At 64.5% G+C, this 25891-nt stretch carries 19 protein-coding genes; 11 read left to right on the forward strand and 8 right to left on the reverse strand.

Going from position 1 to position 25891, the window contains the following annotated elements:
* Positions 1-15: 15 nt before the first annotated feature.
* Complete coding sequence (locus tag PMI04_RS18135; RefSeq protein WP_007705010.1) at positions 16-1650, reverse strand: serine hydrolase domain-containing protein; 1635 nt, start codon at positions 1648-1650, stop codon at positions 16-18.
* 293 nt (positions 1651-1943) lie between these two features.
* Between PMI04_RS18135 and PMI04_RS18140 the strand changes: the two genes are divergently transcribed.
* The 4 genes from PMI04_RS18140 to PMI04_RS18155 all read left to right on the forward strand — a co-directional run bounded on the left by PMI04_RS18140 (position 1944) and on the right by PMI04_RS18155 (position 7344).
* Complete coding sequence (locus PMI04_RS18140; RefSeq protein WP_007705006.1) at positions 1944-2609, forward strand: response regulator transcription factor; 666 nt, start codon at positions 1944-1946, stop codon at positions 2607-2609.
* A gap of 15 nt (positions 2610-2624) precedes the next feature.
* Positions 2625-4115, forward strand: a complete 1491-nt coding sequence (locus PMI04_RS18145) for a HAMP domain-containing sensor histidine kinase (RefSeq protein ID WP_007705002.1) — start codon at positions 2625-2627, stop codon at positions 4113-4115.
* A gap of 92 nt (positions 4116-4207) precedes the next feature.
* Positions 4208-5629, forward strand: a complete 1422-nt coding sequence (locus PMI04_RS18150) for a CapA family protein (RefSeq protein ID WP_007704999.1) — start codon at positions 4208-4210, stop codon at positions 5627-5629.
* A gap of 38 nt (positions 5630-5667) precedes the next feature.
* The gene (locus PMI04_RS18155) at positions 5668-7344 is read left to right on the forward strand and encodes a M28 family metallopeptidase (RefSeq protein ID WP_007704995.1); all 1677 of its coding nucleotides are present in this window, start codon (positions 5668-5670) and stop codon (positions 7342-7344) included.
* A 44-nt stretch (positions 7345-7388) separates the two neighbouring features.
* Here the strand turns inward: PMI04_RS18155 and PMI04_RS18160 are convergent, their stop codons facing one another.
* Positions 7389-7850: an Lrp/AsnC family transcriptional regulator gene (locus PMI04_RS18160; RefSeq protein ID WP_037485251.1), complete on the reverse strand. Its 462-nt coding sequence runs from the start codon at positions 7848-7850 to the stop codon at positions 7389-7391.
* A 124-nt stretch (positions 7851-7974) separates the two neighbouring features.
* Here PMI04_RS18160 and PMI04_RS18165 point away from each other — a divergent pair, with 124 nt between their 5' ends.
* The 3 genes from PMI04_RS18165 (at position 7975) to PMI04_RS18175 (ending at position 10869) form a co-directional block, all read left to right on the forward strand.
* Positions 7975-9027, forward strand: coding sequence for a Glu/Leu/Phe/Val dehydrogenase dimerization domain-containing protein (locus PMI04_RS18165; RefSeq protein ID WP_007704988.1), 1053 nt, complete (start codon positions 7975-7977; stop codon positions 9025-9027).
* A complete protein-coding gene (locus PMI04_RS18170; RefSeq protein ID WP_007704985.1) occupies positions 9024-9284 on the forward strand; it encodes a hypothetical protein in 261 nt (86 codons plus the stop codon). The genes PMI04_RS18165 and PMI04_RS18170 overlap by 4 nt, the downstream gene beginning before the upstream one ends.
* Before the next feature lie 70 nt (positions 9285-9354).
* Positions 9355-10869 (forward strand): oligopeptide:H+ symporter, encoded by a 1515-nt coding sequence (locus tag PMI04_RS18175; RefSeq protein ID WP_007704981.1) that lies wholly within the window; start codon positions 9355-9357, stop codon positions 10867-10869.
* 4 nt (positions 10870-10873) lie between these two features.
* Here the strand turns inward: PMI04_RS18175 and PMI04_RS18180 are convergent, their stop codons facing one another.
* Positions 10874-11956 (reverse strand): alpha/beta fold hydrolase, encoded by a 1083-nt coding sequence (locus PMI04_RS18180; RefSeq protein ID WP_007704979.1) that lies wholly within the window; start codon positions 11954-11956, stop codon positions 10874-10876.
* A 106-nt stretch (positions 11957-12062) separates the two neighbouring features.
* Between PMI04_RS18180 and PMI04_RS18185 the strand changes: the two genes are divergently transcribed.
* Positions 12063-13616, forward strand: coding sequence for a peptidase S10 (locus tag PMI04_RS18185; RefSeq protein WP_283184817.1), 1554 nt, complete (start codon positions 12063-12065; stop codon positions 13614-13616).
* Between the two features lie 42 nt (positions 13617-13658).
* On the opposite strand, the gene PMI04_RS18190 is transcribed toward PMI04_RS18185, so the two are convergent.
* On the reverse strand, positions 13659-15023 hold the full coding sequence (locus PMI04_RS18190) for an amidohydrolase family protein (protein WP_238535925.1): 1365 nt from the start codon (positions 15021-15023) through the stop codon (positions 13659-13661).
* A 406-nt stretch (positions 15024-15429) separates the two neighbouring features.
* Here PMI04_RS18190 and PMI04_RS18195 point away from each other — a divergent pair, with 406 nt between their 5' ends.
* Both PMI04_RS18195 and PMI04_RS18200 read left to right on the forward strand, forming a co-directional pair.
* Complete coding sequence (locus PMI04_RS18195; protein ID WP_007710865.1) at positions 15430-18348, forward strand: TonB-dependent receptor; 2919 nt, start codon at positions 15430-15432, stop codon at positions 18346-18348.
* Between the two features lie 74 nt (positions 18349-18422).
* On the forward strand, positions 18423-20069 hold the full coding sequence (locus tag PMI04_RS18200) for an amidohydrolase family protein (protein ID WP_007710864.1): 1647 nt from the start codon (positions 18423-18425) through the stop codon (positions 20067-20069).
* 345 nt (positions 20070-20414) lie between these two features.
* On the opposite strand, the gene PMI04_RS18205 is transcribed toward PMI04_RS18200, so the two are convergent.
* From PMI04_RS18205 to PMI04_RS18220, 4 genes are all read right to left on the reverse strand, one after another.
* A complete protein-coding gene (locus PMI04_RS18205; RefSeq protein WP_007710863.1) occupies positions 20415-21860 on the reverse strand; it encodes an amino acid permease in 1446 nt (481 codons plus the stop codon).
* A gap of 51 nt (positions 21861-21911) precedes the next feature.
* Positions 21912-22562, reverse strand: a complete 651-nt coding sequence (locus PMI04_RS18210) for a GntR family transcriptional regulator (protein WP_007710854.1) — start codon at positions 22560-22562, stop codon at positions 21912-21914.
* Positions 22563-22647: 85 nt separating this feature from the next.
* Positions 22648-23655, reverse strand: coding sequence for a 4-hydroxyproline epimerase (locus PMI04_RS18215; RefSeq protein WP_007710852.1), 1008 nt, complete (start codon positions 23653-23655; stop codon positions 22648-22650).
* Positions 23655-24569, reverse strand: a complete 915-nt coding sequence (locus tag PMI04_RS18220) for a dihydrodipicolinate synthase family protein (protein WP_007710850.1) — start codon at positions 24567-24569, stop codon at positions 23655-23657. Before PMI04_RS18220 ends, PMI04_RS18215 begins: the two co-directional genes overlap by 1 nt.
* A 69-nt stretch (positions 24570-24638) precedes the next feature.
* Here PMI04_RS18220 and PMI04_RS18225 point away from each other — a divergent pair, with 69 nt between their 5' ends.
* Positions 24639-25889, forward strand: coding sequence for an FAD-dependent oxidoreductase (locus PMI04_RS18225; protein WP_238535924.1), 1251 nt, complete (start codon positions 24639-24641; stop codon positions 25887-25889).
* Positions 25890-25891 lie beyond the last annotated feature (2 nt).

The following is a 25891-nucleotide window of genomic DNA, read 5'->3' on the forward strand; positions in this document are numbered from 1 at the left end:
TGTGATGGCTGAAAATCAGTCGGCGACGCGGCGGAAGGCGACGTCGTAGGCACGCCCTTCGCCAAAGCGCAGCGCGGTGACCGCGCCCGATGCGTCGCGTTCGAACTTGACGGTGATGCGGCCGGCACCCGGCGCGGCCTCGCCGGTGAAGACGTCGGCATAGGCGGGGCTGAGCGGCGTGTTGTACCAGCGCGGGCCGCTATAGGTCAGCGTGTCGCCCTGCTGTTTGAAGCTGAGGCAGGCGAAGGTGTCGACGCCGCAGAAGCGGCCGACATAGGGCTTGGCATCGAAGGCGGTGACGGCATCGACCTTGCGATAGGCGATCTTCTCGCCCTCGCGATGTTCCAGCGTCAGGCCGGTCTTGCCGAAGGCGAAGATATCCTCGCGCTGCGCCCAGCGGCCCGGACCCACCGGCGTCAGTACCCGGCCGTCGGCGCGCAGATTGCCCTTGTCGTCGCTGTCGAAGCGGACCGGGAAGCCGGTCATGCCATCGGCATAGGTGCCCGAGGGCAGTGGCCCCTTGGGTGTATAGGCCTTGGCCTTGTAGGCGGGCAGGAAGATGTCGGCGACATCGCGGCCCAGCACCGGCGTATCGGCATTGCCGCTATTGCAGAGCAGCGATACGGCCAGCTTCTGCTGCGGATAGCGAGCCATCCAGGCGCGGTATCCGCCGGTCGAACCGCTATGGCTGACTTCCTGCTGGCCATGATGGTCGAGATTCACCAGCGCCAGCGCATAGGCGATCGGCGTGCCGTCATTGAGCTTGGTCGGCGTCTGCATCTGCGCGGTGAAGCCGGCGCCGAACATGTCGGCGTCGAGCGCCGCCTGCCACTTCACCAGATCGCCGACCGTGGTGAGCAGGCCGCCATTGCCATAGGCGTCCTCGATCACCTGGTCGTTGCGATAGACGCCATCGTCAAATTCATAGGCGCCGGTGCGGCCCGGCACGACATCGCCATGATCGTCGCGCCAGCGGGTGTGGGTCATGCCCAGCGGCTTGAAGATATGATCCTGGGTGAAGTCGGCGAGCGATTGGCCGCTGACCCGCGCGACGATGATGGCGAGCAGGTTGTAGTTGCTGTTGCTGTAGAGATAATGGCTGCCGGGCGCGAAGTTCAGTTCCTTCTGGCGCGTGAGGATGTTCAGCATGTCCTGATTGTCGGCGGTGCGGCTGTTGCGCGGCCAGCCCTCGATCGCGGCGACCGAGCCCCAGTCGCGCAGGCCGCTGGTGTGGTGCAGCAGGTGGCGGATCGTGACCGGGGTGCCGTAATCGGGCATTTCCGGCACGACCTTGCGGATATCGTCGTCCAGCGACAGCTTGCCATCATGCGCCAGCATCAGCGTGGCAGCCGCAGTGAACTGCTTGGAGTCGGACCCTGCCTCGAAGATGCTGTCGGGGGTAAGCGGCACGCCCAGCTCCAGGCTGGCCATGCCATAGGCGCGGGTGGCGATCGCCTGGCCATTGCGCGAGACGGCGACGGCGCAGCCGGGGGCGGTCTGGCTGTTCCAGCGTGCGAACAGCGCGTCGAGGCGGGCAAGCGATGCGGCGTCAGCCGGGGCCGGGCTGGCCGGTTGCGCCATGGCGGCGGCGGGCAGTGCCGCAGCCATGCAGATGAGCGCCCCCGCAAGCGAGGACCGAACGGTCGTCATATCTATTTCCCCTTTTTGCGCCCGAAAGGTGCGCCCGAAGCGCTCTTGCCGCGCTGCGATCTGTTTTTTTCCGGCGGCGCGTACGGCGGAAAATCCGTCGTCGTCCGTCTTTCCTGGCGAGTCCTAACCGGAGTCGCTGTCACGAACCTGACACAGAGAGGGGTGAGGCGGCCGATCTTGCAATCAACAGCAAGACAAGGGCTTTTTATTTGATATTTGCATTCCAGCTGCGGATGCGTATCGCAATTTAATGTCGATCGAGGGTGCCTGCCGGGATCGGTGGGAGTGCTGTAATGCGTTTGTTGCTGGTGGAAGATGATGAGCGTCTGGCGCGGGGGATCATGGCCTCGCTCGAAGGTGCGGGCTTTGCCGTCGATATATTGACCAGCGGCGAGGATGCGCTGCGGCTGGCCGACCAGGAGCCCTATAGCGCGATCATCCTGGACCTGGGCCTTCCCGATCTCGATGGCCTGGAAGTGCTGAGCCGCCTGCGACTGCGCGGCGCCCGGACACCGATCATCATCTTGACCGCGCGCGACATGATGGACGACCGAATCAACGGGCTGGACCGTGGCGCGGACGATTATATGGCCAAGCCCTTCGACCCGCGCGAACTGGAATCACGGGTGCGCGCGCTGGTGCGGCGCAGCCAGGGCACGCTCGATCCAGTGCTGCGCATCGGCACGCTCAGCTTCGATCGGTCCAGCCGCACCGTCTATCTGGACGGCAGCATGATCGACCTGCGCCGGCGCGAACTGGCGGTGCTGGAAACGCTGATGGGCCGGCCGGGCAAGGTAGTGGCCAAGGAAAGGCTGTCGGCCGAAGTGTTCAACTTCGACGATGCCGTCACGCCCAACGCGCTGGAGGTCTATGTCGGCCGCCTGCGCCGCAAGCTGCAGCCTTCAGGCCCGTCGATCCGCACGATCCGCGGCCTGGGCTACATGATCGAAGCGGCCTGATCGACAACCACGGACATGCGTAAATTGCCCCCTTCGCTGCGGCTGCGCCTGACCGGCGCGGTGATGATGCCGCTAGCCGCGCTGGTGCTGGTCTTTTCCATCATCACCGCGCTGGTCAATCACAATACCGAGGCGGACACGGTCGATCGCGTGCTGGTGGGGTCGGTCCGCACCCTGAGTCTGGCCTATAACAGCCCGCCAGCGGACCAGAAGCGGCTCGTGCCATTGGTCATCCACCTGTTGCAGCGACGCGCCCGGCCGGTGGTCCATTACAGCGTCTATCGCGGCACCACGCTGGTCGCCGGCGATCCCAGCCTGACGCCACCCGCCGACTATCGGGCGGCGTGGGATGGCGTGACCGATCGCCATTCGCCCGCCACCTTCAAGAACGCCTATCGCAAGACACCACTGGTGCGCGGCTATCTCGATCCGGCGGACGCCCATTATGTGACGCAGGCCGCCTATCTGCGCAGCGGTACGCTGCACGGCAAGCCGGCCCGGATCGCGACCGAAATGCGGCGCGCCTATGGCGACGACAGGCTGATCGCGATCCAGATCGCGGACTATGTCGATGATCGATCCGCCTATGAACGGCTGTTCCTGCGCCAGGTGCTGTTGGTCAGCGTCGCGGTGCTGTTGGTTACGGGGCTGCTCTTCTGGTGGGCGATCCGCTGGGGGCTGCGGCCGCTGTCGGACCTCACCGGGCAGGTGCAGGCGGCCAGGCGGGAAGCGTCGCCGGCCTTCCGCATGGAAATGGCACAAGCCACGCCGGTCGAGATCAGACCCTTCGTCGCCGCCTTCAACGGGTTGATGACGCGATTGGAGCGCGCAACCAATTCGCTACGCCAGTTCACCTCCAACGCCTCGCACCAGATGCGCACGCCGCTGGCGGTCGCGCGCGTTCATCTCGACGTGCTCGATCGCTATGGCGCGGCCTCGCCGCAGGGCAAGGCGGCGTTGCAGGATATTCCCCACGCCATCGACAGCCTCGAACAATTGCTGCGCCAGTTGATCGCGCTCGCCCGCAGCGAGGAGGATGGCGACATGCGCATGGTGCCGTTCGACCTGTCCGAAGTCGCCGCGGACGTGATCGCCGATCGCGCCGCCCAGGCGCCGGCCGATATCGAGATCGGCTATGACAAGGCGATGGTCGGTCCGGCCATCGCGGTCGGCCAGCCGGGGCTGGCGGCGGAACTGATCGGCAATCTGCTCGACAACGCGATCCGCTATAACCGGCCGGGTGGCACAGTGACCGTCCATCTCTATCGCCGCGAGGGGCAGGCGATGGTCGATGTCGACGATGATGGTCCGGGCATTCCCGAGGCGCAGCGCGAAAAGGTTTGGGATCGCTTCTATCGCCTGCCGGGCAACAGCGCGACGCCGGGCACCGGCCTTGGCCTGCCGATCGCGCGTGCATTGGCGGACCGGATGGGCGCGCAGATCAGCCTGGCCGACGGACGGACCGGCCGGGGACTGTGCGTCACCATCGCGTTTCGCGCCGAATAGGCCCACCGAACAGAAAAGCCTGTCCCGGCGACAGGTTCATGTCAGCCCCACCGGCTATCCCCGACACAAAGTTACAAAGGGGAAGTCCGTTGATGCTGTCCAAGATCCTTCGCCGCCGCGCGGTCCGCAGCCTGTCGCTGGCCGGCGCCGCGCTGATGCTGACCGCGCCGATCGCGGCCCATGCCGAGGAAGAGGAAAGCGGCGGCCAGCTGTCGACCAGCACCGTGCCGACCAGCCCGATCGCCGGTGATTTCAGCTTTGCCGCCGTCGGCGACCTCATCTATCTGCGGCCGATGCTGGCGACGATCGAGCAGCAGTCGCCCGACATGCTGCGCATCCTGCGCGGCGCGGACGTGACCTTCGGCAATTTCGAGACGACCGCGCTCGACCTCAAGACCTTCAAGGGCTCGCCCCAGGCGGAGTCGGGCGGCACCTGGATGCTGGCCGACCCCGCCGTCCCGGCCGATGTGGCGAAGATGGGCATCGACATTGTCGGTCATGCCAACAACCATGCCACCGACTGGGGCGTGGAAGGTCTGTATGACACGCTGGCGCTGCTGGACGGCGCCCATATCGTCCATGCCGGCACCGGCCGTTCGATGACCGCGGCCCGCGCGCCGGCCTATTATGACGGGCCGCATGGCCGCGTCGGGCTGGTGTCAGCTACCACGAGCTTCACACCGATGTCGCCAGCCTCCGATCCGCTGGGCCAGGTACCCGGCCGTGGCGGCGCCAATGCCATCCGCAGCATCGAGGTCGGCCTGGTCTCCGATGCCGATCTGGCGACGATCGCCCGGCTGGCGGGCACCAAGGCGGGGGCGCCGGTCAAGATGAAGGGGCGCGAATATCGGGCGACGACGACCCCGAGCGCACCGATGACGATCGAATATGATCTCAATGCCAGGGATGTCGCCGCCAACATGCTGGCCGTGCGCCAGGCCAAGCAGAATGGCAATTTCGCTGTCTTCTCGCTGCATAATCACGAGCCCGGCAATGCCAGCCAGACGCCCGCCAATTTCGCCCAGGGCCTGGCCCATCAGGCGATCGATGCCGGCGCGGACGCCTATGTCGGCCATGGCCCGCACCAGTTGCGCGGGATCGAGATCTACAAGGGCAAGCCGATCTTCTATTCGCTCGGCAACTTCGCGATGATGAACAACAGCCTGGATGACCTGCCGGCCGACATGTACGACCAGTTCGGCATCACGCCGGGCAGCGTGACCGCGCCCGAACTGCTGCAGGCGCGCGGCGCCAAGGAATTTGGCGATCCCAACCTCTATGAAACGGTGATCGCGGTCAGCCATTACAAGGATGGCCAGCTCAGCGAAATCCGCCTCTATCCCGTCGACCTGGGCGTCAACGCGACCGGTGCGGGCAAGGGTGTGCCGCACCTCGCCGATGCCACCATCGGCGCGCATATTCTGGAACGGCTGCAGCGCCTGTCGCAACCTTTTGGAACGCATATCGACATCGCGCGCGGGATCGGCATTATCCGGCTCGCCGCCGGTCGCTGATAGCCGCTGCATCGCCTAAAAGAATCAGGGAGTTACTCATGACAATGTCGCCACTTTTCCGCCCTTCCCGTTCCGTCTGGCGAATATTGGCCTGCGCTGGCCTCCTGTCCTCCTCGGCGCTCGCGCTGGCCGCATCGACGGCCCCGCAGTTCGACGTCGCACGCATCAGCAACGACATCAAAATTCTGTCGAGCGACGAATTTGAAGGTCGCGGCCCGGCGACTCGCGCCGAAACCAAGACGATCGACTATATTGCCAAGCAGATGGCAGCGGCCGGCTTGAAGCCCGCCGGCAACAAGGGCACATGGTTCCAGGACGTGCCGCTGCGCATGTCGAACATCACCGGTACGCCGACCCTGTCGATGACCATCGGCGGCACCCCGCAGACGCTGACCCAGGCCAATGAGATTGCGGTACGCGCAGCCGAAACCGGTCAATCAGCCGTGAAGTTCGCCAACCTGCCGCTGGTCTTCGTTGGCTATGGCGTCAAGGCCCCCGAGCGCGGCTGGGACGATTTCAAGGGCGTCGACCTCAAGGGCAAGATCATGGTCGTGCTGGTCAACGACCCCGATTTCGAGGGCGGCGAAGGCGATTTCGGCGGCAAGCTGATGACCTATTATGGCCGCTGGACCTACAAATATGAGGAAGCCGCGCGCCAGGGCGCGGCCGGCGTGCTGGTCGTCCACGAAAGCGAGCCAGCCTCCTATGGCTGGGCGACGGTCAAGAACAGCAACACCAACACCATGTTCGACATCGTCCGCGCCGATCCCAAGAGCGCCCACACCCAGATGGAAGGCTGGATCCAGAAGGATCTGGCCGCCAAGCTGCTGGCTGCATCGGGCGTCGATTTCGAGGCGGCCAAGGCGGCCGCGCGCAAGAAGGACTTCAAGCCCATTCCGCTCAAGGCGACGATGAGCGCCGATTATGCGGTGAAGTCGGAAATCATCACCTCGCACAATGTCGCGGGCATCCTGCCCGGGAGCAAATATCCCGACGAGACCGTGATCTATTCCGCGCACTGGGACCATCTGGGCATCGGCGCGCCGGACGCGAAGGGCGACACCATCTATAATGGCGCGCGCGACAATGCGTCGGGCACCGCCGCGCTGCTGGAACTGGCCCGCGCCTATGCCAAGGGGCCAAAACCCGAGCGCAGCGTCCTGTTCCTGGCGGTGACCGCCGAGGAAAAAGGCCTGCTGGGGTCGGAATATTATGCCGACAATCCGCTGCGTCCGCTGGCGACGACGGCCGGTGTCATCAACATGGATGGCCCCTTCGCCGCCGAAAAGACGGTCAATTTCTCCATCTCCGGCGCCGCGAAGCTCGACCTTCTGACGCTGTTGACGCAGGAAGGCGAGAAGCTCGGCCGCCACTATACGCCGGATGCGCGACCGGAAGCAGGCAGCTTCTACCGTTCCGACCATTTCCCGATGGCCAAGCGCGGCGTGCCCGCCATTTCGTTCAATCCCGGCCGCGAACTGGTGAATGGCGGCGCGGCGCGCGGCAAGGAACTGGGCGATATCTATACCCGCGATCGCTATCACCAGCCGGCCGACCAGTATGACGACAGCTGGAACACCAGCAGCTGGGAAGGCGACATGACCCTGCTCTACAATGTCGGCCGTCGCGTCGCCGACGGCCATGACTGGCCCAACTGGTCGAGCGACAGCGAATTCCGCGCGGCCCGCGACGCCAGCCAGGCGCAGCGCAAATAAGAGGTAAAGCGTGGCGGCCGGTCCCAACCGGCCGCCTTTTTTTTTCAGATCGGCAGTTCGTTGGTCGACTTGATTTCCGACAGGGCGACGGTCGAATTGATTTCCTGCACGCCTGGCAGCTTGCTCAGCCGCTCGAAGAAGAAGCGTTCATAGGCTTCGATATCCTTGGCCACGATACGCAGCATGAAATCCATCGTACCCATCAACACGAACGCCTCCAGCACTTCGGGGAAGTCGCCAATCGCAGCGCTGAATTCGTCCAGATTGGCGCGGCCATGGGCATTGAGCTTCACCTGGGCGAAGACCTGCGCATTGAGGCCGACCTTGCGCCGGTCGATAATCGCCACCCGCTTGCGGATCAGCCCTTCCTTTTCCAGCCGGTCGATGCGGCGCCAACAGGGCGACGGAGTCAACCCGACCTTGTCCGCGATCTCCGCCGTGGTCTGGCTGGCGTCGCGCTGCAATTCGCGGAGAATCTTCCGCTCGAAATGGTCGAGTTCGATCATATTTTCCTGAATATCGGAAATTACGGGATAATTCATCCCCATATTGGCGATATCAGGCATCAAATCAGGCAAGATTCTTCTCTCGCGACGGGTGATAAGGCGGCATCATCCCGAGGAGAAGTTTATGGTGTCCCGCCCTGCCCGCCTGAACCCGCCGATGCAGTCGGTGCGGCTGCTTGATCCTGCCAGCGGGCTGGACGGCGTGATTGCCATCCACAGCACTGCGATCGGGCCGGGCGCCGGCGGCTGCCGCTTCTGGCATTATGCCGATATCGGCGCGGCGCTGGACGATGCCTGCCGCCTGGCCGAGGGCATGAGCTACAAGAATGCCATGGCCGGCCTGCCCTTCGGCGGCGCCAAGGCGGTGCTGCGCCGACCCGAAGGCGATTTCGACCGGGTCGCGCTGTTCCAGGCGTTCGGCCGCGCGGTCGAGGAACTGGGCGGCACCTATGTCACGGCCGAGGATGTCGGCACCAGCGTCGCCGACATGCAGGCGGTGGCCAGCCAGACCCGTCATGTCGCGGGCCTGGATGTCGCCGAGGGTGCTGCCGGTGGCGATCCGTCGCCCTGGACCGCGCTGGGCGTGTTCGAGGCGATGCAGGCGGCGGCCCGCCAGTCGCTGGGCGCCGAACTGTCCGACCTGACGGTCGCGGTGCAGGGCACCGGCAATGTCGGCGCGGCGCTGTGCCGTCGCCTGGCCGATGCCGGCGCCCGACTGGTGATCGCCGACATCGATCCGCGCCGCCGCAACACGCTGGCCGCCGTGCTGAACGCGAATGTGGTGGACGTGGCCGACATCGCCGCGGTGAAGGCCGACATCTTTGCCCCTTGCGCCCTGGGTGGCGCGCTCGATCCGCAGAGCGTGGCGGCGATGCAGGCCCGCCTGGTCTGCGGCGCGGCCAACAACCAGTTGGCGACGCCCGATGTGGCGGAGTTGCTGCGGTCGCGCGGCATCGTCTATGTGCCCGACTATGTCGCCAATGCCGGCGGCATCGTCAGCGTGTCGGCCGAATATCTGGGCGAGGACCGCGCCAGCGTTGCGGCGCGGGTCGACCAGATCGGCGGCCGGGTGGTCCAGATCCTGGAACAGGCCCGACGGGAAGATCGCTCGCCGGCGCTGGTAGCCGACGAAATGGCCGAACATATCATTGCCGAGGCAGAGCGGCGCGCTGCATGACCTGGCACTTTTCCATCGATGCGTTGGCAGAGCCCCAGGCTCTGCCCCGCATCTTGGGACAGTTCGCCCAGCGCAGTCTGGTACCCACCGCGCTGCACCTCGCCACCGAGGCGGACGTGATGCGCATTGCGCTTTCGGTCGATGGCCTGGATGCGCGGCAGGCAATGGCAATCGCCGCCAAGCTGCAGGAAGCGATCCTCGTTCTCGCCGCCACAGCGCGGCTTGCCCAGGCAGCGACATCACCCGTGGCAGCATGATGACCGGCGCCTTTCCAAGAATCGTATATTTTATTTGACCAGGCAATTCCGTCTCCGCACAAAGGGGCGGATGGATGATATTGCCGCCAGCCCGCCGATCGCGCCCCATGCCGGCCCAGCCACGTTTCTGGGTCATCCCCATGGCCTGTTCGTGCTCTTCTTCGCCGAATTGTGGGAACGTTTTTCCTTCTACGGCATGCGGGCGCTCCTGATCTTCTATCTCACCAAACAGTTCCTCTTCTCCGACACGCGCGCGTCCATGCTCTATGGCGCCTATATCGCATTGGTGTTCGTCAGCCCCCTGGTCGGCGGTTATCTCGCCGACCGTTATCTGGGGGCACGCAAGGCGGTATTGTTCGGCGGGATCGTGATCGCCTGCGGTCATATCCTACTGGGGCTGGATGCCTTGGCCGGCGATCGTGCTGCCGCGACCTGGATATTCCTCGCCGGCATGGCGGTGATCGTCGTCGGCACCGGCTTCCTGAAGGCCAATGTCTCGGTGTTGGTGGGACAGCTCTATCCGCGCGACGACATCCGGCGCGATCCTGCCTATACCATCTTCTACATGGGCATTAACCTGGGCGGCGCGCTCGGCCCACTGGTCTGCGGGCTGCTGGGCGAAAGGATCGGCTGGTCCTGGGGCTTTGGCGCGGCGGCGCTGGGCATGATCCTGGGCGTCATCGTCTTCGTGGCCGGCAAACCGCTGCTGCAGGGACAGGGCGAGGCGCCCGATCCCGCCTGGCTCGCCAGTCCCCTTGTCGGCATCCGCCGCGAATATTGGCTCTATGCCAGCGCCCTGCCTTTCACCGCCGCGATGCTGGCCCTGCTCGCCAGCCCCGCGACGGTCGGCTATCTGCTGAGCGCCAGCGGCCTTGCCATGGGTGTGGGCCTGATCGCCTATGCCTGCCTGAAACTCGATCCTGCGGCGCGCGGACGATTGCTGGTGGCGCTCTTCCTGCTGGTGGTGCAACCCGTCTTCTGGGGTCTGTTCGAACAGACAGGCTCCTCGCTCAACCTGTTCATCGATCGGCATGTCGACCGCACCCTGTTCGGCATCACCGTGCCGGCCTCGCTGTTCCAGGCGGTCGGCCCCTTCTCCATCTTCCTGCTCGCGCCCGTCTTCGCCTGGCTATGGCTGAAGCTCGGCCGGCGCGGGCTGGAACCATCCGCCCCCGCCAAGTTCGGCCTCGCGATCATCCAGGTAGGGGCCGGCTTCCTGCTGCTGGTCGGCGCGGGCATGTTGCTGCCGGGCGCGCAGATGCCGATGCTCTTCATCCTGCTGCTCTACCTGCTCCACACCATGGGCGAATTGTGCCTGTCGCCGGTCGGGCTGGCAGCGATGTCGCGCCTGTCGCCGCCCCATATGCTGGGGCTGATGATGGGCACCTGGTTCCTGGCGACGGCGGGCGGCAATTTCATGTCGGGCGTGATCGCCGCCGCCATCGGCGCATCGGCCGGCGCGGACCAGGCGAGCACCGTGCTCGCCGCCTATGGCCGGATCGGCGGCCTTGCCATGCTGATCGGCCTTGCCGTCCTGGCACTTTCTCCATGGATCGGCCGCCTCATGAAACAAGGCGGCCGATAAAAGGTCAGTTGCTCCGCGCCAGCAGCGCGACCAGTTCATCCTTCCAGAATTTCGCCCAGGTGTGGGTGCTGTGTCCCCGCGTCTTGGGCGAATAGGGGATCAGCTTGTAGCGCGTGGTCTTCAGCCGCTTGGCCGCCGTTTCGGCCATGCCCATTTCCGGCGGATTGATGAAATCGTCGGAGGAGTTGATCCAGGTCATCGGCGCGCTGATCTTTTCCAGATCGGCAGACGGATCATAATCGCGCGAGGAATCGAGCTGATAGAGATAATCATTGGCGTCGCGGCTGGCGATGTCGCGATCGAACCGTTCCTTCCAATAGGCGTCGACCGCGTCGCGCGTGGGAAATTGCACCTGCATGTACCAGGCGGCGGCACCGGCGATCTGCGACAGGCTGGACGCGGTGCGCAGGCCCAGCAGCGGCTGCGCCTTGTAATTGCCGTCCTGCCAGGCGGGATCGGCGCGGATGCCGTCCATCGCCGCCTTGCGCCACATGCGGTTACGCCCCGCTATCGGCGCTGCCTGGCACGCCATCGGCATCAGCGCACTGGCAAAGCCGGGATGCTTTTCGCCCCAGACGAAGATGTGCATGCAGCCCATCGAGGTGCCGAAGGTCAGCCGCAGATGATCGATCTTCAGCCCATCGACCAGCATGCGGCGCTGCGCCTCGACCATGTCGTCATAATCATAATGGGGAAAGGCCATGCGCAGCCCGTCGCTGGGCTTGGAGGAATCGCCATGGCCGATATTGTCGGGCAGGATGATGAAATAGCGGCGGACGTCGAGCGGCTGGCCTGGGCCATATAGCTCGTCGGCAAATTGCGGCTGCAGGAATTGCGTGCCCGATCCGCCGGTGCCGTGCAGGATCATCACCGCATTGTCGATCCGCCCCTTCGCATCGCGATGCGGCGTGCCGATGGTGCGATAATGGATGCGCAGTTCAGGCAGCTTCTCGCCCGAGCGAAAGGCGAAGTCGCGGATGACATGGTCGCCCTGCTTGACCTGCGCGGCATCGAATCCCTGCGCCAGTGCCGGCGTGGCGAGCAGCAGTGCGGCAGCGGCGGCGAGCCGGGGCCATCGGTTTTTCATAGGTCTGGTCCTCCCTTGGAACTTTGCGAAGATGGCGCATATGCACATTTGACAGATTTGGTATACGATGTACGGTTCGCTGCAAATGAAGGCAACAGGCAGAGTCATGATCCCCAAAAACATCGCATATTCCGCCCTTCCCCTGCTGCTGACGGCGCTGGCCGCGCCGTCGATCGCCGCCGACAAGCCCGCCCCGGCGGACAAGGAAGAGACGAAGAAGGACGATAGCGCCGTCGCCCCGGTCGAGGAACAGGCGATGCCCAGCCGCGCGTCGGTGACGGTCGCCGGCAAACTGATCCACTACACCGCCACGCCCGGCACGCTGACGATCCGCAACGATGCCGGCGAACCGATCGCCAGCCTGTTCTACACCGCCTATGTCGCCGATCGGGCCAAGGGCGCCAGGGAACGGCCGATCACCTTCCTGTTCAACGGCGGTCCGGGTTCATCGAGCATGTGGCTGCACATGGGTTCCTTCGGCCCGGTGCGGGTCGACACCCCGACCGCCGATACCGCCCGCCCGGCGCCCTTTGCCATCGGGCCCAATCCCGACAGCCTGATCGACCGCAGCGACCTGGTCTTCATCGACGCGATCGGCACCGGCCTGTCGCGCCCGCTCGGCAAGGCGCAGGGCAAGGATTTCTGGGGTGTCGATCCCGACATCGACGCCTTTGCCAGCGCCATCCAGCGCTATCTGACGATCAACAATCGCTGGAATGCGCCCAAATTCCTGCTCGGCGAAAGCTATGGCACGCTGCGCGCGGCGGGCCTGGTCAACACGCTGCAGGAACGCGGCGTGCAGATGAACGGCGTGGTGCTGCTGTCGTCGATCCTGAACTATGGCATCCGCAATCCCGGTTACGACCAGATCAACGTCACCTATCTGCCCAGCTATGCGGCAACCGCCTGGTACCATAACCGCCTGCCCAACCGGCCGGCGACGCTGGAGCCATTCCTGAGCGAAGTACGCGCCTTTTCCCTAGGCCCCTATCTCACTGCGCTGGCGAAGGGCGACGACCTGCCCGATGGTGAGCGCGATGCGAGCGCGACCCAGTTGGCCGCCTATACCGGCCTGTCAAAGGGCTTCATTCTGCAGAACAAGCTGCGCATCGATCTTGGCCGGTTCCGCAAGGAACTGATGCGCGACAGCAGCCGCACCGTCGGCCGGCTGGATTCCCGCTTCGTGGGCATCGATGTCGACGACAGCGCCGCCGATCCGGAGTTCGACGCGGCCGATACCTCGATCAGCGGCGCCTATATCGCGGCGCTCAATTCCTATCTGTTCGGGACGCTCGGCTACAAGACTCCGCTCAGCTACCGCCCGAATTTCTACAAGGATATCAGCCCCGCCTGGGACCAGCGCCACCGCGCACCGGGCGGCGGCGGCCGGCCGATGCCGGCCGCCGATACCGCGCTGGACCTGGCCCGTGCGATGCGCACCAACAGCCATCTCAAGGTGCTGTCGCTCAACGGCTATTATGACATGGCGACGCCCTTCGCCGGCGCCGAATATGACCTGAAGCATATGCAGCTCGACAAGGGGCTGCAGGCCAATATCAGCTATCGCTATTATGAATCCGGGCACATGATCTACATCCACCCGGACTCCATGAAGGGCCTGCGCCGCGACCTGCTGGCCTTCTACGACAGCGCCATGTGAGCCATCGGCGCCGCGTCCATGAGGATGCGGCGCCGCTTGGGCTCAGCGCTTGTCCGCGACCATGAACAGCTGCGTCTGCGGCAGGGCCTCGAGATCGACCTCCTTGCCCGCGACGAACAGCCGGCCGAGGCGGCGGATATTATGGATGTCGGCCAGCGGATCGGCGTCCAACAATAGCAGGTCGGCGATCTTGCCCGGCTCCACCGTGCCCAGATCCTTGAGTTGCCCGGCCGCCCGCGCCCCGTTGCGGGTTGCCGCCACGATTGCCTGCATCGGCGTCATGCCCAGTTCCACCAGCCCCTCGATCGCCAGCAGGCTCCCCTCGCCCGGTTCCTGCTCCGGCGATTTGGGCGCACGGCGAAATTCGGGCGCATCACCCAGATAATTGTCGGTGGCGATCGTAACAGGGCATCCGGCCGCAATCAGTCGCTCGGCATTGCGCCGCTCGATCTCCGCATCATCGCCGCGCATCGCTGCCCGGCGTCGCAGTTCGGTGCTGGTCAACGCCGGCGGCATCTGCGCGATGTCCGCCACCGCCTTGGCACGCTTGGCGATCTGCTTCTGCCGCACCGCGCCGGTCACCATGTTGGACCGCATCGCACATAACGTCCCCTTCGACAGGATCAGCGCGATCAGATCGTCGGGATAATCGCGGCTCAATATCTCGGGATGCTGGATCAGGTCGATCCCAGCCTCGACCGCCAGACGCAGCCCTTCCGAACTGGTGGCATGGGTTTCGGCCATTTTGCCGCGCCGGTGCGCCTCCGCCACGATCACCGCCTGCTGGCGCGGCGAAAAGCCGATCAGCGAGGGCATCATGAAGTGACTGGTGCCGCCATATTTGAGGAAATCGACACCCCGGTCGAGATAGGCGCTGACGGCGGCGCGCAATTGCTCCGGCGTCATGTCCATCAATTCCTCCCCCATGCCCTGGGCCAGCATGTCGTTCCACTGTTCCTGAAACAGGGTCAGGTCGCGATCGCCGGTCAGCGAATAGGTCAACGAAAATGGGCCGCCCCAGCCCAATATATTGCCCGCCACCAGCATGCGCGCGCCGATCGCCTGTCCGCTGGCGATCCGGTCACGCACCGCCAGCAGCGGCGGCAGCACGCCATAGCTGTCGCGAATGGTGGTGACGCCCGCGCGCAACTGGCGCTGGGAAAATTCGAGCGCCAGTTCCTCGTTCCGATCGGCATAGCGCGATGATGTGTCACGCCGCGCCGGGTTGCCATAGACGGTGGCGTGGACGTTGGAGTCGATGAAGCCGGGCAGCAGATAGCGCCCGCGACCATCGACCTGCCGCGCCGAGGCCGGAACCTTCAGCTTTGCGCCGATCAAGGCAATCCGCCCGTCGGCCAACAGCACATCCTGACCCGTCCTGGGCGCGGCCCCCGTACCGTCGATCACGGTTACATCGCGTATCCATATTGTTTCAGCTGCAACATTCCCCGACCGAAACAACCCCGTAACGGCTACGGAAAGCAGCAAAGAGCGAACAATTTTTCCTTTTATTTTCATGATTCTAACCCCCGTCCAATGCTTTTTTTGCAGCGATCCAAGACTGACATTTAACTGCAATCTTGACAGCGCCATGCGGTCTCAGCATGATTAAAGTATACGATATTCAATATACATTGAAGCGGTCAAAGAGCTGCAAAAGCAAGAGAGAGGAGCTGAAAACCCGTCCGGGAGACCGTCATGCGGTCCGGCACGCAGGAGCCGACATCGGCGCAGCATTCCACGCTGCTGCGCACACAGAATGATAATCCGTGTCGAATGAATTGAATCCTAGCGATTACAAGGGGATATACAGATGCTGATGACCCGACCGGCTGGCCTGCATGGCCGCCGCAATGCCCGTCTGTTGCTGTCGACCATCCTGGCCGGCGCCGCCTTTGGGTCGGCCGCCCACGCCCAGGACGCCGTGCAGCCTCCCAGCGACATCGTCGTCACCGGTTCGCGCCTCGTCCGCACCGACCTGACCGCACCCAGCCCGATCTCGGTCATGGGCAGCGAGGATGTGAAGCTGTCGGGCAATGTCACGCTGGAAAAGACCCTGAACGAGATGCCGCAGCTGGCGTCGGGCAACACCTCCACCGTCAATAATGGCGGCGGGTCGGGCGTGCTGACCGCCAATCTGCGCGGCCTGGGCAACACCCGCACGCTGGTGCTGGTCAATGGCCGCCGCTTCATCCCCGCCGATTCCAACGGCAATGTCGACCTTGCCTCCATTCCCGACGCCCTGATCAAGCGGGTCGAGATCATCACCGGCGGCGCGTCGGCCGTCTATGGTTCCGACGCGATCGCCGGCGCGGTCAACTTCATCCTCGACGATAAGTTCGAGGGCGTGGAAGCCAGCGCCCAATATGGCATTTCCGATCGCGGCGACGCGGAATCGAAGAAGCTCGATCTGACCTTTGGCACCAGCACCGCCGATGGCCGGGGCAATATCACCCTGTCCGGCTCCTGGACCCGCCAGTCATCGATCACCCAGAATGACCGCGCCTTCAGCCGCACGCCGCTGGGCGAGGTGAACGGCCAGCTGGTCTATTCCGGCTCCGGCAGTATTCCCGGCACCCGCGTGCCACTCAGCACCGCGCAGCGCAACGCGCTGGTCGGCGTCGACCTGACGCCCGGCGGCAGCTGCACCTCGGTCACCGGCATCCGCTTCGGCACCAATGCCGAAGTGCTGCCCTATTGCCAGCCTGAAGACACCTACAACTACGCGCCCTACAATCTGCTGCAGCGCCCGCTGGACCGCATCAACGTCGCCGCCAACGCCCATTATGAGATCGCCGACCGGATCACCGCCTATGCCGAGGCCTATTTCGTCAACGCCAAGAATGACATGATCCTGGCACCCGACAGCTTCACCCCACTGACGCCCGGTGCGGCTTCCTCGACGCTGCTGATCCCCAATTATGCCAGCAACCCGGTGCTGCCGGAAAGCCTGCGCCAGTTCTTCACCGACAATGCCGCCATCTTCGACACCAATGGCGACGGCACGGCGGAAATCGTTGGCGGCGGCCGCCGCGCGGACGAACTGGGCACGCGCAACTATCGCTATGAACGGCAATCCTACCAGATCACCACCGGCCTGCGCGGCGACGTCGCGCTGCTGGGCAGCGACTGGAAGTGGGATACCTTCTACCAATATATGCGCAACCGCACCGACACCCGCAACGAGGGCCTGATCTCGCAGACCCGCCTATCGATGGGCCTCGACGCGGTCATCGATTCCTCGGGCAATGTCGTCTGCCGCAACCAGTCGCTGGGCTGCGTGCCGGTGTCGATCCTGGGCCTCGATTCGATCACGCCACAGGCCGGCACCTTCCTGACGCCGGTGCGCGAAAGCCACGACATCTTCACCCGCCAGGTCGCGGGCGCCAGCATCGCGGGCACTTTGTTCCAACTGCCGGCCGGCCCGGTCTCGGTCGCGCTCGGCGCCGAATATCGCAAGGACAAATATACGTTCAGCCCCAGCCCGCTCGACCTCGCCAATGAATATGGCGCGGTGTCGCAGAAGGCGCTGGCCGGCGCCTATGACGTCAAGGAACTGTTCGGCGAACTGCGCATCCCGATCCTGGCCGACATGCCCTTCGTAGACACTCTCGCGATCGAGGGTGCTGCCCGCTATTCGGATTACAGCTCGGTCGGCAAGGTCTTCACCTGGAAGCTGGGCGGCGAATATGCGCCGGTCAGCTGGATTCGCATCCGCGGCGCCTATAACAGCGCGATCCGCGCGCCCAATATCGCCGAGCTCTATACGGCGGTGACGCGCGGCTATTCCAGTGGCACCGATCCGTGCGCCATCCCGACTTCGGGCGGCGACAGCCGCAGCGACGCGCTCAAGAATTTCTGCGTCGCAACCGGTGTGCCGGCGGGCGAAATCAACGGGTTCCAGCAGGCGACGCTCGGCCTGAACCAGGACAGCGGCGGCAATCCCAACCTGCATGAGGAAAAGTCGAAGACCTATACGATCGGCGCCGTCATCTCGCCGCCCTTCATCCCGCGCCTCAACATCACGGTCGACTATTTCAACGTGAAGGTCGACGATGCGATCATGACTGTCAACGCGCAGCAGACGATGAACGACTGCTACACGATGATGGATGCCAGCAGCCCCACCTGCCGGGCGATCACCCGCCTTGGCAACGGTCAGCTCGACTATGTCAGCGTATCGAGCAACAATATCGGGGTGCTCAAGGTCAACGGCATCGATGCGCAGGTCGACTATCGCGTGCCGCTGCCCGCCGCCCTGTCACTGGGCGACGATGCCAGCCTGTCGTTGCAGGCGATCGCCAGTTGGCTGTTCGAGCGCACGACCCAGGTACTCGCCACCTCCGCTCCGCAGGATTGCGCCGGCTATTATGGCGCGGGCTGCTCGGTCGGCACCGGCGGCTTCATCACTCCGGACTTCAAGCTGAACCTGGGTGCCACCTATGCCAGCGGCCCCTTGAGCTTCCGCCTGCAGGGTCGGATGATCGGCGACCTGAAGCTTTATCCGACCGCGACCAATGTGGTGAAGTCGGTGGACCCGGTCTGGTATGTCGACACCAGCTTCTCGATCGACGCCAATGAGACCTTCTCCTTCTTCGGCGGCGTCAACAACCTGCTCGACAAGCAGCCGCCGATCCTGGGCACGACGCTGGTGGGCGACGCCAATACCGACGTGTCGCTCTATGACACGCTGGGTCGCCGCTACTTCGTCGGCGCACGGATGAAGTTCTGATCCGTTAGACGGGCGGGCCGGGGCGCTGACGTCCCGGCCCGCTCCCTTTCATGACAATAGCAGGAGAGCGTTGCATGGCCGTCCGGTCCCGTCCCCTTCTCGCCCTTGCGGCGCTGCTCCTGAGCGGCAGCGCGCTTGCGGCGCCCACCGCCCCGGCCGGTCCGGCGACACAGGCGGCCGATCCCATTCCCGCCCGCAACCAGGGCGTGGGGCCGTTCCAGCGCACCGTGCTGCGCCATGTCTACATGATCGACGGCACCGGCGCCCCGGCCCAGGGGCCGTTCGACATCGTCCTGTCGAACGATCGCATCGCCGAAATCAAATCGATCGGCGTACCCGGCGCGATCAATCCCGCGCTGCGCGCCGCGCCCGGCGACCATGAGATCGATCTGGCGGGCGCCTATGTGATGCCCGGCTTCGTCGACGCCCATGTCCATCTTCATTCGCTCAGCGACGCGCAGAAGGTGCCGTCCGACTATATCCTGAAACTCTGGATGGCGCATGGCATCACCTCCGTCCGCGATCTGGGCAGCGGCCATCCGATCGAATGGCTGGCCGATATCAAGGCCCGCAGTGCCCGCAACGAGATCGTCGCCCCGCGCATCGACATCTATCCGATGTTCCACCAGATACGCGGCCCCGTAAATGACGCCGCGACCGCCCGCGCGGTGATCCAGGAAGCCAAGAAGCGGGGTGCCGACGGCATCAAGTTCATCGGCGGCGCGCCGGAGGATGTGCTCTATGCCGCGCTCGATGAGACGAAGAAGCTCGGCCTGCACAGCACCATGCACCATGCCCAGCAACTGGTCGCCTATGCCAATGTGCTGGGCACGTCGGGCGCGGGCCTGGAAAGCATGGAACATTGGTATGGCCTGCCCGAAGCGATGTTCACCGACCAGCGTATCCAGGCCTTCCCCACCGACTTCATCAACAATGACGAACAGATGCGCTTCGGCGAGGCCGGGCGGCTGTGGGCGCAGACGGCCGAACCGGGGTCGGACCAGTGGAACAAGGTGATGGACACGCTGCTGGAGCGCGGCTTCACCCTGGATCCCACCTTCACCGCCTATCTCACCAGCCGCGACTTCATGCGGATGAGCCGGGCGCAATGGCATGCCGACTACACCATGCCGGCCTTGTGGGACTATTATCGCCCCAGCCGCACCAATCATGGGGCCTACTGGTTCGACTGGACCACCGAACATGAAATGGCATGGAAGGACAATTATCGTCGCTGGATGCGGTTCGTGAACGACTACAAGAACCGTGGCGGCCGCGTCACGGTAGGCAGCGATAGCGGCTATATCTACAATCTCTACGGCTTCGGCTATATCCAGGAGATGGAGTTGTTGCGCGAGGCTGGCTTCAGCCCGCTGGAGGTGATCCACGCCGCCACGCAGGAAGGCGCCCGACTGCTGGGCCACGAGGACCAGATCGGCACCATCCGGGTCGGCCGCAAGGCCGATCTGGTGGTCATCAAGGGCAATCCGCTGGCCAACATGAAACTGCTGTTTGGCACCGGATCGATCAAGCTCAACGACGCGACCGGCAAGGTCGAACGGGTCGGCGGCGTCGATTACACGATCAAGGACGGCATCATCTATGATGCAAAGGCATTGCGCGCCGAAGTGCGCGACATGGTCGCCCGGCAAAAGGCCGAACGCGGCCTGCAGCCGGGCATCATGACGATCGAGAATGCGGAGGCCTCAGCGCTACCATGAGGTTTTCGCAGCGTTGGGGGCAAGGCGGCCTTTAAGGCCTGACCGGACCCCATCGACCGGCCCCGTTTCCTGTCGCGCGACAGCCCAGTCGACGGCAGGAAACGGGGCCGATTTCCTATCGGCATCCCGCTCGACTGTCCTACAGCACCGCCATTCGCTATCCTGTCTCGACCATCGCCGGCATCGGCACTATCGAGACATGAAATTTCCTACTTTGATCATGTAATTTCAAAATGTGCGGGAAATGTGGGAAGTTAAGGGAAAATATCGCCTTCAACCGCCCATATGGAAAAGGGCTGGCGGATCGCTCCGCCAGCCCCTCCCGCGTCCCGAAGGCGCCCGGTCCTATTCCGGCAGGCCCTCTTCGTTAGCGGCATGGCCGGTGGTCCGCAGCAGGCTGCGGCCCCGGCTATAAGCGAAATAGAGCGCCAGACCGACGAGGTTCCATAGACCAAAGCGCAGCAGCGTCTTTTCCGGCAGGCTGATCAGCAGATAGATGCAGCCGACGATCGCCAGCGTGCCGACCAGATAGGGCTGCGGACAACGGAAGACGCGCTTCATCTCGGGCGCCTTGCGGCGCAACGCCATCATGCAGCCGGCGACCGCGATGAAGGCGATCAGCGTGCCGGCATTGGCCAGCTCCGCAATCTCGTCCAGGCGGAAGAAGCCGGCGACCGCCGCGACGAAGACGCCGGTGATCGCGGTGATGCGCGCGGGCGACCCGGTCTTTTCCGACACTTTGCTAAGCGAACGCGGCAACAGCCCATCGCGCGCCATGACGAAGAAGATACGGCTCTGGCCATACATCATGACCAGAATGACGGAGGGCAGCGCGACCAGCGCGGCGCCCGCCACCAGCCAGGCGGCCAGCGGATGCTCCAGCGTACGCAGGACCAGCGCTAGCGGCTCAGACGAACCGGCCAGCGCCCGGAAATCGAGCGCACCAATCGCGGCCACCGCAACGGCCATGTAGATGAGGGTGCAAACCGCCATCGACCCGATGATGCCAATGGTGAGGTCACGGCCCGGATTACGCGCTTCCTCGGCTGAGGTTGCGACCGCATCGAAGCCATAGAAGGCGAAGAAGACGATCGCCGCCGCCGCCATCACCCCGCGTGTCATGCCGCCCTCCACATGGCTGACGAAACCATAAGGCATGAAGGGTTGGAGATTATCCGCCTGGAAGGCGGGCAATGCCAGCGCGACGAAGGCGGCCAGCGCGGTCAGCTTGATGACCACCAGGACGATGTTGAGCGTCGCGCTTTCCCGTGTGCCCGCGATGAGCATGCCGGCGATCGCCAGCGCCACCAGCACGGCCGGCAGGTTGACGATACCGCCGCCATGCGGCCCCGCCAGCAGCATCGGCGGCAGGCTGATCCCTGCCTGCAGGATCCAGCCCACCAGATAGCCGGACCAGCCGACCGCCACGGTGCTGCACGCCAGCGAATATTCCAGGATCAGGCTCCACCCCACGACCCAGGCCAGCGTCTCGCCCAGCACCGAATAGGTGTAGGTATAGGCGCTGCCTGCGGTCGGGATCAGCGTGGCAAGCTCGGCATAGGCCAGCGCCGCGCAGGCGCACACGGCGCCCGCAATGGCGAAGGCCAGGATCACCGCCGGCCCCGCCCGGTCGGCGCCCACGCCGGTCAGCGTATAGATGCCGGTGCCCACGATCGCTCCCACCCCCAGCGCGATCAGATGCGGCCAGGACAATGTCTTGCGCAACTGCTGATGCTGCGCGTGATGGCCGGCGCCGATCGGCTTGATCGGTCCCCAAAATCCAGTGCTCAACCGAAATTTCCTTCCCTGTTCTTATGGACGTTCCGGTTGCACGGGAATGGCTCAGTCGTCGGCGTCGAGCTGAACCATGAGATCGTCCATGGTTTTGCGGATATGTGCGACCGTGAGTTCGCGGATCAGTTGGCCGTCGCGGGCGAGCCAGGCGTCGAGCATCTCGCGATGCTCGTCATTGGCGCGCTCGTCGCGGCCGAGCGGCTCCAGATGCTTGCGGACATAGCGTTCCGACAGGATGTGGAGCCGTTCGAGAATATTGACCGACAGCGGCTGGCTGCTCGGGCGCAGCAGCGCCATGTGGAAGGCGCGATTGAACGCGCCCACCCCGTCGCCGCCTGCATCGGTGACCTGGTAGAGGGTGGCGAGCGTATTGATCGCCGTTTGATGCTCCACCTCGTTCGCCCGTTCGGCGGCAAGCGCCATCACGTCGGGTTCCAGCTTCAGGCGCAGCGCATAGACTTCGTCCGCTTCCACCCGATTGAGGCTGCGCACGAAGAAACCGCGATTGGCCTGCGACTTGAGCAGCCCTTCCTGTTCCAGCCGGGCCAACGCCTCGCGCAGCGGAATCTTGCTGATCCCCAGTTCGGCGGCCAGCGCATCCTGACGGATCGGCCCGTCGGGCGGCACCCGGCCGGACAATATGCGCTCGCGGACAAGATCGACCAGCTGGTCGGACAGATTTCGGATGATGAGGCTCATGCAGCAAACATAGCACAGAGCGGGCGGCGGAATACAACTTCGTATATGATGAACGATCCCATCCGCCTGCTCTGCACGTGCCGCATCATACCACCGTGAAGCCGGCCCAGAACGGGTCTTCGCGATCGACCCAGATGGTGTTGAAGCCGGTGGCGATCGCCGATCCCTCGATCGAGGGGATGATCGCCTTCTGGTCGCCGATCATCGTCTCGGCCTCGACCCGACCGATAAAACGGCTGCAGATATAGCTTTCATGCACGAACCGGTCGCCGACCTTCAGCCTGCCCTTGGCCGCCAGATGTGCCAGCCGTGCCGATGTCCCAGTGCCACAGGGGCTGCGATCGATCGCCCGTTCGCCATAGAAGACGGCGTTGCGGCCGTCAGCGCCCTCGCCCTTGGGCTTGTCCGCCCACAGGACATGGCTCACCCCCTTGATGCTGGGTTCGAGCGGATGGACCGGCTGATATTTCTCACGCACCAGCTCGCGAATAGTGCGGCTGAGTTCGACGATGCGCGATGCGCCAAGATCGTCGAGGCCGGTATAGGCGCCCTGTGGTTCGACGATCGCATAATAATTGCCACCATAGGAGACATCGAGGCTGAGCGGGCCGAAGCCCGGCACATTGATCTCGATCCCCTCTGCCGCCAGATAGGCGGGAACGTTGCGGATCTTGACCGACGTCACGCGCTTGCCGTCGGTCGTATAATCAATATCGATCACGCCGGCGGGTACTTCCACCCGCAAATGGCCCGGCGTCGCTGGCTGGATCAGGCCATTTTCCAGACCGAACGTCACCATGCCGATGGTGCCATGGCCGCACATCGGCAGGCAGCCGCTGGTCTCGATGAAGAGGATGCCGATGTCGGCATCGTCTCGCGTCGGCGGATAGAGGAAACCGCCCGACATCATGTCATGGCCGCGCGGCTCGAAGCAGAGACTGGTGCGGATCCAGTCGAAACGGTCGAGAAAGTCCAGGCGGCGTTCCGCCATGGACTTTCCCTTGAGCAGCGGCGCGCCGCCCGCGACCAGACGGACGGGGTTGCCCGCCGTATGGCCGTCTATGCAGAAGAAGCTGTGGCGCACCGCGGACATCAGACCGCCGTCAGGCTGGGCTGGGTGGCGGCGCACTGCTCGACCCAGCGGATGACGTCGGCGCGGCGCTGGCCTTCCAGCGGCATGCGCGGCAGGCGGACATGCTCGGTGCCGCGTCCCATGATGCTTTCGGCCAGCTTGATCGACTGGACCAGATCATGATCGGCATCCAGATGCAGCAGCGGCATGAACCAGCGATAGATGCGCAGTGCTTCTTCCAGATCGCCCCGGTTGATCGCCGCGACCAGCGCCACGGATTCGCGCGGGAACGCGCTGGTGAGGCCGGAAATCCAGCCATGCGCGCCCAGCAACAGGCCCTCGAAGGCAACATCGTCCAGGCCCGCCATCAGGATATAGCGGTCGCCAAAGGCGTTGATGAGGTCGGTGAAGCGACGCGGATCGGGCGCGCTTTCCTTGACCGCGACGATATTGGGCGTGTCGGCGAGGCGGGTGAGCGCGTCGATGCCGATATTGACCCGATAGGCCGGCGGATTGTTGTAGAGCATGATCGGCAGCGACGTCGCCTTGGCCACCGTCTCGAAATGGGTGCAAAGTTCGCCCACGGTCGGCACATAGACCATGGCGGGCAGCAGCATCAGCCCGTCGACGCCGAGCTTTTCAGCGTCCTGCGCGAAGGCGACGGCGCGGCGGGTGGTGAATTCGGACACCCCGACCAGGATCGGCACGCGGCCATCCACGACCTCGACCGCCGCCTGGACGACAGCGCGCTTTTCTTCGGGTTCCAGCGAGTTGTTCTCACCGCAGGTGCCGGCGATGATGAGGCCGTCGACGCCATCCTTTACCAGCGCATCCAGGACAGCCTGGGTTGCGGCGATATCAACGTCCAGATCGGGGGTGAACTGGGTGGTGGCGGCAGGGTAGACACCACGCCACGTCAATTTTGAGGAATTCACATAAGCCTCCGTTGAAACTTAGGATCGTATACGGTATCTAATCGACAACGCCAAGTGAAAAGAAATCAATTGACCCAACAAGCCATCATCATCGGCGGCGGCATCGTCGGAATATCCTGCGCTATCCGATTACAGGAAAAGGGAATTTCAACGTTACTGATCGAACGGGAAAACCCGCTCCGCGGCGCGTCCTGGGGCAATGCCGGCCATGTCGCGGTGGAGCAGATCGATCCGCTCGCATCGATGGAAACGGTGAAGAGCTTTCCCCGGCGGCTGTTCTGGCGCGGCGGCGCGCTCGCCCTGCCCTGGCGCGACGTCGGCCGCTGGCTCCCCTTCTCGCTACGGCTGCTGAAAGCCGCGCGCCCGTCGCGCTTTGCCGCCGGACGCGTCGCGTTAAAGGCCATGCTTGCGCAAGCAATGCCGGCCTGGCGCCGGATCGATGCGCTGTGCGCCGGACCGAGCCGCCTGATCGAGGACGGGCATTTCATCGTCTGGGAAAGCGTGACGAGCGCACTGGCCGGGCGCCGCGCCTGGAGGGCGGCCGATTGCGGCACGGCGCGCTTCCGCGACGCGACGCCACGCGAACTCGCCCAGCTCGAAACCCTGTTCCCCCATCCGATCAGCGGCGCGATTCGTTGCGAAGGCAGCGGCCGCATCGCCGACCCGACCCGGCTGGCGCAGGATCTGAAGGATGCGCTGCTGGCGGCAGGCGGGCGGATCGAGCAGGCGGAGGTCGTTGCCCTGTCCTGCGTTGACGGAAAGGCGCAGGTACAATTGGCCGATGGCCGGACGCTGGACGCGGTCCATATCATCGTCGCGACCGGAGCCGCGTCGGACATCCTGCTGCGCCCGCTGGGCCACAAGGTGCCGATCATCGCCGAACGCGGCTATCATCTGCACACGCCGAGCCCGCCCGGAGGCTGGCCGATGGACATGCCGCCAGTGGTGTTCGAGGATCGATCGATGATCGTCACCCGGTTCGAGAGCGGATTGCGCGCGGCGAGCTTCGTCGAATTTTCCAGTCTCTCCTCCCCGCCCGACCCGCGCAAATGGCAGCGGCTGCGCACCCATGCCGCCGCGCTGGGCCTGCCGATCGAGGCGGATGCCAGGCCCTGGATCGGTGCCCGCCCGACCCTGCCCGATTATCTGCCCGCGATCGGCCGGAGTGACCGCGCGACCAACCTGCTCTATGCGTTCGGCCACCAGCATCTGGGGCTGACATTGGGACCGCTGACCGGAGAGATCATCGCCGCGCTTGCCACCGGCGCGACGCCGCCGGTCGACGCCACGCCCTTTTCGCTCCGCCGCTTTGAAGGATAGGA

This window comes from Sphingobium sp. AP49, from assembly GCF_000281715.2.
Lineage (GTDB): Bacteria > Pseudomonadota > Alphaproteobacteria > Sphingomonadales > Sphingomonadaceae > Sphingobium.